Source organism: Deltaproteobacteria bacterium (genome assembly GCA_029860075.1).
In the GTDB taxonomy this organism is placed as follows: domain Bacteria; phylum Desulfobacterota; class JADFVX01; order JADFVX01; family JADFVX01; genus JAOUBX01.
In genome coordinates this window covers 20,063-30,609 of the sequence record JAOUBX010000054.1, presented here as the reverse complement: position 1 = coordinate 30,609, position 10,547 = coordinate 20,063, and the positions used below count along the sequence as shown (strand labels likewise).

9 protein-coding genes are annotated in these 10,547 nt (G+C 47.9%); all 9 read right to left on the bottom strand.

Annotated features, from left to right (window positions below):
- Window positions 1-3,524 (bottom strand): hypothetical protein (locus OEV42_14960; protein ID MDH3975576.1); only part of this gene is annotated, 3,524 nt, incomplete at its 3' end.
- A gap of 99 nt (window positions 3,525-3,623) precedes the next feature.
- Window positions 3,624-4,730, bottom strand: coding sequence for a hypothetical protein (locus tag OEV42_14955; GenBank protein ID MDH3975575.1), 1,107 nt, complete (start codon window positions 4,728-4,730; stop codon window positions 3,624-3,626).
- A gap of 160 nt (window positions 4,731-4,890) precedes the next feature.
- Complete coding sequence (locus OEV42_14950; protein ID MDH3975574.1) at window positions 4,891-5,457, bottom strand: histidine phosphatase family protein; 567 nt, start codon at window positions 5,455-5,457, stop codon at window positions 4,891-4,893.
- 51 nt (window positions 5,458-5,508) lie between these two features.
- Window positions 5,509-6,036 (bottom strand): menaquinone-dependent protoporphyrinogen IX dehydrogenase, encoded by a 528-nt coding sequence (gene hemG / locus OEV42_14945; protein ID MDH3975573.1) that lies wholly within the window; start codon window positions 6,034-6,036, stop codon window positions 5,509-5,511.
- Window positions 6,037-6,062: 26 nt separating this feature from the next.
- Window positions 6,063-6,473 (bottom strand): hypothetical protein, encoded by a 411-nt coding sequence (locus OEV42_14940; GenBank protein ID MDH3975572.1) that lies wholly within the window; start codon window positions 6,471-6,473, stop codon window positions 6,063-6,065.
- Between the two features lie 70 nt (window positions 6,474-6,543).
- A complete protein-coding gene (locus OEV42_14935) occupies window positions 6,544-7,875 on the bottom strand; it encodes a hypothetical protein (GenBank protein ID MDH3975571.1) in 1,332 nt (443 codons plus the stop codon).
- 49 nt (window positions 7,876-7,924) lie between these two features.
- Entirely contained in the window at window positions 7,925-8,659 is a 735-nt protein-coding gene (locus tag OEV42_14930; protein ID MDH3975570.1) for a class I SAM-dependent methyltransferase, read from the bottom strand.
- A 79-nt stretch (window positions 8,660-8,738) separates the two neighbouring features.
- Window positions 8,739-9,452, bottom strand: a complete 714-nt coding sequence (locus OEV42_14925) for a transposase (protein MDH3975569.1) — start codon at window positions 9,450-9,452, stop codon at window positions 8,739-8,741.
- A 115-nt stretch (window positions 9,453-9,567) separates the two neighbouring features.
- Window positions 9,568-10,299 (bottom strand): response regulator, encoded by a 732-nt coding sequence (locus OEV42_14920; protein ID MDH3975568.1) that lies wholly within the window; start codon window positions 10,297-10,299, stop codon window positions 9,568-9,570.
- Window positions 10,300-10,547: the final 248 nt, after the last annotated feature.

Below are 10,547 nucleotides of genomic sequence, written 5' to 3'. Positions count from 1 at the left end.
CCCAGATCTACGACAGGCGTGGAAAAATAGGTGCCCATCCCCTCAGGCATGCGCCAGTTGAGTGAAACCATCTGTGCCCCCGGCAACAGCGGGATTGAGACCCTGCCGCCGGTCTGGCGAATGGGCTGGGTCCGGCCGTTGATCTTTACTTCAAGCAGGTTAGATCCTTCCGGCAATTTTATATCATGCTGTCCGCCGCGGCTGCTCCGCAGCGCCAGGGAGAGCCTGGCGTCTGTTGCCGTGCGTCCCGGAGAGACTTCTATGAGACTCCTGTCGACGGTCAATGACCGCCCTTCAACACCTTCCGGTCGGGTAACAGCTATTGTAAGCGACTCGCCCGGCCAGGGACGCCACTCGGGAAGCCAGCTCCCCCGGCTGTCCTGATGATGGACCGCCGGTATTCCTGTCATATCTGCATGCCAGACGGGACTCAGGTCAAGTTTCCATATTTCCGTCCACTGACTGTTGTCGGCCGCCTTCAGTACAACTTTGCCCGATATTTCCAAAACAGAGGTCCACTCCGCTGACTGGATGCCCGGGCCCATATTTACCAGAACGTGACCTTCTTTTACACGCACTCCTTCCGATGTGACCGATTCTCCCTCTACGAGGGGTACTTCAAGCAATATGGCCGAAGCCGAATGACTCTCCCGTATGACCCTTGTTACGATCTGCCAGGTGAGTCCCATCCGCAAAGTGCGTTCTATACGCACGAAAGGGGGGAGAGTGGCCGGTTCCAGAAGCGTTTCGGGGCCGGTGGATTTCTTTTTTTCAGAGTCGATGCGGGTCATTTGTATTTGCCCGTCGGTGACGCCGTTGTCGTGCAGACCCTCCAGTGTCCATCCCCTGACCTTCGCCTCGACACGGTGAGGATTGAGGGGCAGCTGGATCTGGACACTTTTTCGTTTTGGGAGGGGGCCTGCAAGGAGCACCTGATGGCGGCCCCCGGGCACGTTCAGCCACAATTGTCCCGAAGCGCTGCGGAAAAGTCCTTTCGCCGGTCTGCCGTTTAAGTGAACCCTTGCAGGAAGCCACTGCCTTGCCTGACCCGGCAGTGGTATATAAGTATCAGCATAGCTTTCCACAGACATACGCATGGTAAGATTCTCCCCCCTTGATTCCAGCATCAAGCGCTGGCTGTCGGCGCACCTGGGTGCGCATGCCGGTTCTTCCAGGAGTTTTGTCCTCAATTCATGGAGAAGTTCCTCGGGGGGGATATTACCTGCTTCCGCAGTTCCCCTCAAAAGACCGAGGAGCAAGAAGGCGGCCATGGCCGCCTTGCCGCTTCGCCGGGTGCCGAAAGAGAAGCTCCCTCCCCTGCCGCCGTATTCGACACCCAGCAGTTTCAGGACAAGAATGGCCAGGAGAGCAACGCGCAAAAAGCAAAAGATCCCTGTCACCAGTGGAGGGATAAGAATCACTTTGAGTGACTGGTTTCTTTCCAGCGGTCCGTTCCAACTGAAGGAGAAGGTATTCCACTTCCATTGGGGGAGTCCCGGCCCGGTCTGTATGGTCGCCTGCGGATCGTACTGGTCAAGTCTCTCTTCTGCATAGTAGGCTTTATTCTTCATAAATCTTTCCCTGCTCTGCTTCGTAGATGAGAATCCCCTGCTTTTAAAGGCGTCCATATCCGGGGCCTCTTTATCCTGCAAAAGATCTTCCTCCATCACCAGCGCTTCTTCAGGCATCGGTTCCGGTTCGGGCGCCGTAACGGTAAGCGTTTTTTCCGGTTTAGCAGGCGCAGCGGCCTGAAAGGCCCCCTTTCCGGCGGATAGCCAGGGTTTTTCAAGCTGGGGGTATATGCCTTGCCTCACCTGGTTGACCATGAAGGGGATGCTTATAAGGATAAGCAGGAGAAGCGCAAGCCACCGGTACACTGCCATCACGGTTACGGCCTTTCCTTGCGGAAGAACCCTGAGAAGGGCCACGGCAGCCAGGATGTGAAGCCATATCCATCTCGGCGCTCCCGGTTCGTGATAGAAGAGAAGGAGGGCGGCAAGGGCGATGAGACCCCAGTTTTTCGTCCAAAGTTTCATAAATGAAAGGGCAATAATGAGGGCAATAAACAAATCCAGGAGGTTCCAGCCTTTGAGCCATGTTCCAGGCATGTGGTCTACGCCGCCGGCATGGAATATGCGCCATCCGGCAGGAAGGTGCAGACGCCCTTTCACCTTCTGGAAATCGTGCTTCCATCCCGTCGGCACTTCCCCCATAGCCCTCTCCAGACGGCTGTCGGCTTCAAGTCTGATCGATCCCTTTCTGACTTCAACCCCTTCCGGTCCGTTCTTCTCCATGCGGGTGATAAACTGGTCTCTTCCGTCAATTGAAACGCGGCCCAGCTCTACAGGCGAAGTCATTTCCAGTCGCCAGCCACGCCGCATGGAACCTGAAATAGCATCCTTGATGGTATAGCCCTTGCCGTTAAAATCGAGCCACAGGTCTCTTGTCAACTCAAGCTGATCGGCCGGTGGCTCGGGATCGCCACGTTTTTTTTCGATAATCTTCAGGGCTTCCCCCTCTTTCATGCGATAGGCAGGGAAAGGCCGCCAGTCATCGGGAAGCGTTGTCTGTTGCGGATCAATGGGTGTGCCGCCCTCAATTTCAACCAACCTGAGTGAAGGCCTCGACTCAAAGACCCATATCTCTTCTTTTACCCAGGGCTCTCCTTTTTTAACAAAGGAGATGTCATAGACAGGCCCGTGGCCCCTCACCGTCAAAGTAACGGTCCACCGTCCCGGTCTCACCTGGACACGAAGCCGTCCATCAGCTTCAAGCCTGACCGGCAGGATGCCGGACAGATGGAGCGGGATATAATCACCGCTCGTTACCTTGCCGAGAAGAACCTCCCTGTGGCCGCCGGCAACGTCCATATCAATTTGGGTCGTAATGGTGAGAGGGATTTCATCGACAATGCGCCGGTAAACCTTCAGATCGAGGCGGTCCTCTTCCTTGCCGTCTCTTTTTTGGGCATAGTCCCGTCCCTTGAGCCAGAGCTTTCCATGAATGTCGAGGTTTGGAAAATGGACCTCTTTGCCGTCTGCCTTCATATCGATCAAAGCGGTTTCGGGCGGAGTCTGCAGTGATTCGGGCATTTCTTTCCAGTCAAATCGACCCTTAAGAAGATGTTCTCCCTTTTCAAGGTAGACGGCAGGGCGGCCGCCTCTTTCAATTACGGAAACAGCCTTTCCTCCGGCGGTGACCTCCTGGGGCCAGAACTTGCCATCTCCCGGCAGGTAGATCCAGTCTTCTTTAAGAACCTGCCATTTCTGGCTGAAAATACCACCTTTATTATCAACTTCCAGTTCAAGCCGGGATGGCCAGAGACAGCGGTAGGTGTTGACGCTATTATATTGAGAGGGACAGCGTTTTTCTTCATAACCATGAAGGACCCACCCCATCCAGGGTTTTAAGGTATCCGGTATGTCCTTCTCTGATATACGTTTACCCGGAGCCTGTACGGGTAAGAGGCCTATGATCAGAGCAGCAATAAGGCAAGGGAACCATTGTTTGGAACCTGATGTCATAACACTTCCTCCTCTTGTAAAATGAAATGTAAAATGTGGGAACACTGAAAAAAAAGGGTGTGCCCACTCCTGAATCCCTGTCCTTTGGCTGTAGACTCTTTACTCATAATACAAGGCAAAGACTCCAATAATTGATGCGACAGCCGTTATGAGTGCCGTAATTTTTGCCGGGCTCCATGGCCGCTCCCCTTGCACTTCACCGGTACGGGCATTGACCATAAAGCGGTAAGTAGAGCCATTGTAACGATAAACGCTTAGCCAGAGGGGCAGTAAAATGTGTTTGAATGTAATATTGCTATGCTCGGTTTTTACCGTTGAAATGCGTTGAGTATCACCACCGATGTCTTGCTTAACGGCGCGGCGAATCGCATCATCCATGATTTCTTTCCCCGCTTCAAAGCCTTCTTCCAGGTCTACTTGATAACTTTCCGTTCTAAAACCACTCACATATTCATCCTGATAAGCTTTCAGATTTTCCAGGTCCCAGGGTTCAAGCTGACGGGCATAGTTTTCAGGCAATGAACGGCTTGCCATAACCAGGACATCGTTAAAGGCAAGGCAAACAACGCCGGATGTGAAATACCATCGGGTTTTTCTGACCCTTACATTTTTCGTAGTCCTTTTTCCTTCCGAATCAGTGCTTGTCCGCCTTTCCGTTACATAATAATATTCACCGCGCCGGCCGGTATAGTAACTGCTGCTGTTGGTGTCATAGGTCCAGCAGGGGGCATAAATGCCATTGATGCCGCCATCTATTTTCGCCTTCTTCTTCAATGCATTGGGCGCAAACCAGAGTCTATCGCACCATGAGCGATAGCTTGCCAGGGCTTCTTTGCCGGTAATTTTAAAAGGGAGCAGCGCTTTGGGTTTAATCAGCTTTTTCGACAGGGTTGTCATAACCATATCTACACCGCAATAAGGACATTCCCCGGAAGTTACGTCAGCTTCCGTTTTTAACTGAGCGCCACATTCATTGCATTCTACGGTGAGGCATTCTTCTGTCGGTTCATTCTCTGAGGCTTGTTGCAGGAAGGCATGATAATCGAGTTCATGAATGTCTTCCTCCGATCGGGGAATAGGGTTTTCATAGTTACAATAAAGGCATTTCAGTGACGATGCGCCGGCGGAAAAGGTCAGTTTGGCTGAACATTGCAGACATTTAAAGCTCTGCGCCTGATCAGGACTATTTGTATTGCTTTCTTCCATTAACGGTTCTATGGCCGATCCTTTTTTAAGCTGGGCTGATTAGAGGATATACTTGCCTGTCCAATGTTTAATGTCAAATATTTTGCCATGGCTGGTGAATAAGATGAAATAGATAAATGAGTACTCGTCTGTCTCCGGCAGTCTTTACATGCAGCCCCGCTTATGTTGTTTTATATTCATAAAGGCCGAATTCCCAGTATTTTTTACCGGGGCTATGGGGTCCCTGCCAGCCATTTGATAAAAGGTCCTTTGCAATATATCGATTCATGAAACCATGCCCAACAAAAAGAACAGAACCCTGGGCTTTTGCAATATCTTCCAGTTTATCGGCAGCCTGTGAAGCTCTTTTCTTTGCAGATGAAAAATTCTCGCTATTTGAGGCATAACCAAAAAACCAGAGCGCCCTGAATATGGCAGCCCAAACAACAGGCGATGCCTTTGGGCTTTTCCAGGTTCCATAAGGCAGCCCCATTTCTCTAAATAGGGGGTCAATATGTTTAAGGCCTGTTTTTCCCAGGATCTCGGCTGACTCTATGGAACGGCGAAAGTCACTGCATACCACCGCCCTGCATTCATTGGCTATATGAATAGCCGCTTTTCCCGGAGGATATTTTTTATGAATTCCCGATGAGTTATAGGAATCAATCCATCTGTGAAGCTCAGCAGCCTTTAACTTTTCTGTTTTTTTTATATAAGGTTTTCCGTGCCTGAGAAGTACGATTTTCATTATTGTCCCATTATTTTTTAGCCTGTCACAGGTATGATTCAATCCTTTTTATTACATTACACTTACAGACCGGCCAAAGGCTTCTACCTCTTCCCAATTAGTGAATTCCACAACGGCTTCAGGGTGGGTAGGCCCTTTCGTTATCCACATAATTAACCTTATTATAAGACGGTCCCGGAAGCTGTATTTCCGGTAGTCTATTTTTCCTGCGAAAACTGCCAATGCCATAGGTTGCCATGATGATTTTTTCAGGAATTTTTTTATATAAGGATTTGTTTCCGGTTTATCTTTCCCCGGCTTGCGGGCAACAACATTGACAGAGAAAAAGGCATTGGCTTTGCCTGCAAGAATCTTTTCGTTTCTTTTTATGAATTGGTAAACCTGCGGGCTATGTTTTCCATAGCGGATGCTGGCGCCAACAATAATCTTGTCGAAGCGTTTCAAATCGGCATCCCGTTCATCATTAAGGGAAGCCAGTGTTACCTGATGGGCCTGCTCTTCAATGACCTGCTGCAGCCGGCGGCAGATTTTCAGGGTATGACCGTCGGTAGTTGAATAGATAATAATGATATTTGCCATTTTAGCGCTTCCTCTCCCCTATTCTTTTATATGATTTCTATTTCTTTTTGCACAGGGTCCGCTTTAATAATTTGCAAGAGGGCAATTAAATTGATTAATAAAAATAAACTGTCAAAAACAAGATTTTCAGCGCCTTTTAATCCGGACAGGGCCAGCAAGTAAACCATTACGTATATAATTGCGCCACCGGCAATTAAAGCGAAGGTTTTTCCCAGTTGATGATTACGAAATAATAGAACCGATGTTGCTATGTAGAGGGGAATGAAGAGCATATCGGGGTAAATAAGAGAATTATACGCCTCTTCAGGAAAGGCTTCAGGGCGTTTCCAGCTTTCCGTCAGGACGGAAAAGACCGCATAGGATTGAAAGAGGCCCCAAAGGAGAAACCAGGTTATTGCAAACCATGGTTTCCCTTGTTTCGTGTTTTTATTCGCCATTTTTATTGTCTCCACATAAAGATTAAAGGCCCGGGGCATATGCCCTGCTGCGTAAAGAATAAACCGGCACTTAATCGATGCCGGGCTCCCATGGCAGCGCATTTTCACGGGTGACGGTAAGAGGATACCCGGCCGGCCGGACCAGGGGGCGCCTCTTTTCAGCCACATGTTCAATAAAGCGGGCCGCAGTTACAGGCCCCTCAGTCATTGCCAAACTATTGGCCACTTCTTTGGCGCGTTTATTAAAAGTCTCTTCTTCAATTAAGCGTTTTACCTTTTCGCAGATTTCCCGGGGCGTCGATTTTTTGATATCTGCCCTTAAACCGGCGCCAAGATATTCTACACGGCTTGCATTGTCTCCCTGTTCACCCCCTACAGGCATCACCAATAAGGGTTTGCCCTTTGACAGGGTCTCGTTAACGGTATTATTGCCGCCATGACTGATAACGGCGTCCACTTGAGACAGCACTTCAAGCTGTGGCACACGGTCAAAAAGAAGGACCTCGGCAGGGAGAGGCTGAGAACTTAGTTTTTTAAAGGCGCCTCCGGCGCTAACAATAAGCTGATAGGGACTGTCAGCAAAGGCGCTGATAATTTTTCTGAAGACCCCCGGTTTTTTATTAAAAAATGTTCCCAGAGAAAGGTAGATCTTCTTTTTGTCGGAGGAGAGCTTTTCAAAGGGGAAATCCCTTGATCGCTGGCTTTGCCGTCCGTCAAAGCAGGGGCCTGTAAAAAAGGTCGTTTCCGGCAGTTCGTAGCGTGGGGCTTCGCCGGCCTCAGCGGTGAGAACCAGATTGAGCCAGGGTGATGAAAGATAGTGAAAAGTTGCCCTTTCCTTTGCAGGCAAGCTGAGCCGTTTGCGGGCACGGCTGACTGAGGCGGCCAAACTATTTTCGAGAAGGTCAGAGAAATATTGATAGACCTTTCCTTTTCGTCCCCACTTTTTCCCGATAGGCAAGCCGCTGCCAAAAGGGGGGATCCCCGGTCCTTTAAAGCCCAGGCCCGCATGATAAATAATGACATAGGGAATGTTCACCGCTTCCGCCGCCAGGCCCGCGCCGGGGAAAGCAAAGTCAGATACGAGCGCGTCCGCTCCTGTTTCTCTTAATTTCCTGTTTATGCCATTGGCATAGTGACCAAGGCCGCTGAAAAAAATTTTTAAAGCGATGAAAGTTTCCAGATAGCCTGCAAGCAAAGGCAGAAAGAGAAACAGCAAGGCAGAAGGATGGGGCCGCATATTGAAGGCAGGATAGTCATTATCTCTGATGATTTTCCCGATCTTTTTGGGGCCGGAAAATATAAACTCAATTTCATGTCCCGCTGATCTCATTTGATTGGCAATACTCAACATGGGGTTCAGGTGCCCCATTGAAGGTTGTGTCGCAAAAAGGAAAGTGGCCATAGTTAAGTTCCTTGCAGCCTCCCGGCCGGGTTATTAATATTTTCAGGTTCTATTTTATGCCTCCGAACAGGGTAAAGACACCATACTTGTAGAAACAGTCTACATCCCGAAATCCGCATTTTCGTAAAACCTCCAGTTGTTCAAAAAGCCCGTCAGGTTGATTCTCCGCTTTTGCTTTGTATATACCGGGTAAGCCATCGTGCTTGCCTGCTTCGTCTTCGCGTCCGCTCTCTGCAAGGGTTTGATTTATCCAGTCAACCCACATCCTGAACTGCCATTTTTCACATTGCTCCGATGGTGGCCGGACTAAATCGATAATAATAAACATACCATTTTGTGCCAACTCACTAAATACCCTGGCAAATAATTGAGATTTGCCGGAAAAATCCAGGTGATGGATTGCATTCGATGAATAGATGAAGTTGTATTTTGAAGACACAGGTTCATTAGACAGGTATTCTTCAAAGGTCTTTTTTATGAAATGTATGTTGTCGCCCTTCAGGCTGTCTTGGGCCTTTGACAGCATATCATGGGAACCATCCATTAAATAGAATTGATTGTTGGGAAATTTATCTGAAAACTGCAAAGCCATTTCCCCATCTCCGCAGCCCAAATCTAATATTTTTTGTGGCCTTGTTGTGTCGAAGTGATAACGGAACAAATCAAATAGAAGTTTGCTTGTCCTCTTTCGTTCAACGAGAATAACATCTTTAGATGCGGTGTAATAATCAACCTGCTGCTTTCCTTTTTCCGTTAACCAGGTGTTCGATGGGTTTGTCTTCATTTTTTTGATTTACCATTTTATGTGTATAGTGTCAATTGAATATGTTCTTTATGCATCAAAAAAACAGGGGCGGCATGTGTCAGACCATCCACGCTTCCTTTCCATATGAGGCGGGGGATTCTTTCAATATCGGCCCGCCACCGGGATATAATTTGTCAGCTGCCCATTGAGCCGGGTTATTCCTTATATATTCCCGAATCCGGTTCCATTCCTTTTCATTACGAATGATATGTTCCCAATAATTGCGCTGCCACAATTTCCCCGGAAATGGCGGCCAGCCATTTTGTTTAACCCCATCAATATACCATTTTGTTGTCAATGTTTTAAACCGATGAACCACATCAGGCAATGACAATACCGCATGACCATCCCCCCGTGATTGTTCGTGCCGTTCCCCCGTCGTAGGGGCACCCCCCCGTGGGTGCCCAATATTATCGTGATAACCATTTTTATTATTCCGCCCATTTTCAACAGGGCAGGCACGGGGGCCTGCCCCTACGGTTATTATCCCGTGGATGTGGTTTGGCATAACAACGAATTCATCGGTATCAATACCGGGGTAATATTCCGGGATTTCATCCCATACGGTTTTAATCATTTGTCCTGCACCATTCAAAATTATTTCAGGGCAACCACGGGGGGGTGCCCCAACGTGGTGTACCGGTATTTCACCGAACAGGCATTCACGGTTTTGGGTGCAAATGGTAACAAAATAGGCTCCCGTGGTGGAATAATCATAACCCTGCAAACGAATGGAACGTCGGTTGTGAATTTCAGGGTTATATTTTCTCATGGCGCCGGAAAATGGAAAGAACTTCTCGTCAAGGGTTTATGCCCCAGAGGGTAGGGTTTGGAGGGTTAAGGATTTCTACCGGCGCTTTTTTAAGCGCCGGTAGGTCATAGCTTATTTATTTCTTTTTCTTAATATCGGAGGGCTTATCAAATCTAAGGGCAATTTGATCTTCCTGTTTAAGGGCTTCTTCCAGTTCTTCAGGGATAAATAAATCTTTTGTAACATGCAGGTTTACTTTGTAGAGATGGCACTTGCCCGGCTCATTTTCGGAACGGTCAATAAATTCCGTTAGTTCCTTGCCTTCAGCAATCAGGTCATGTGAAATTTTATTTTGGATATTTTTATGAACAACAAAGGTATAATCAGTTCCTACTAACTTTAATTTCGTTAATCCTTTGTTTTTAAGTTCCCGTAATTCCTTCAACTCCGCTTGATTCATCGGCATCTCCTTTTTAAAATCAAAGTAACCCTTCTTGTAATCCAATTTCAATAACTTAATGGTCAGTTCATTTATCTTACCTAAAAGCCTTTCCGGTTCACAGGGTTTTGCTATGTAATCATCCATCCCGGCGTCGGCGCATATCTTTTCAATATAGGCATTACCGGATAAGGCCATAATGGGAAAATACTCAACCTCCCTGCGAATGGTCTGCGCCGCTTCACAGCCATCCATTATAGGCATATCGATGTCCATAAGGCAAAGGTCATATTTACCTTCATTCGCCACGGCCCGCTCAACGGCCTCCTGCCCATTACCAGCCACATCAAAATCAAAACCCCAGTATTTCATTAACATGCCAAATGACTTTTGAAGAAGCATGTTGTCTTCAGCGATTAGGATATTCATGGTTTCCCCCCTTTTTTTGTTTTATTAATTCTAATAGGGACACTTCCCATTAAAAACAAAAAAAGCCCGAAACCGTCGCCGGTTCGGGCCTTATACCTTTTTCTTCAACATCTTTTCTCCCCATTTAGATATTCCCCCAAGCTTTTTTTAATACCTTTATACAAGAAGCAACATTTTTTGTAAATAATTTTCAACCAGGTCAAAGCACCGGAAATAACGAAAAAGATAAGTTTCGCGCAAAGGCGCCA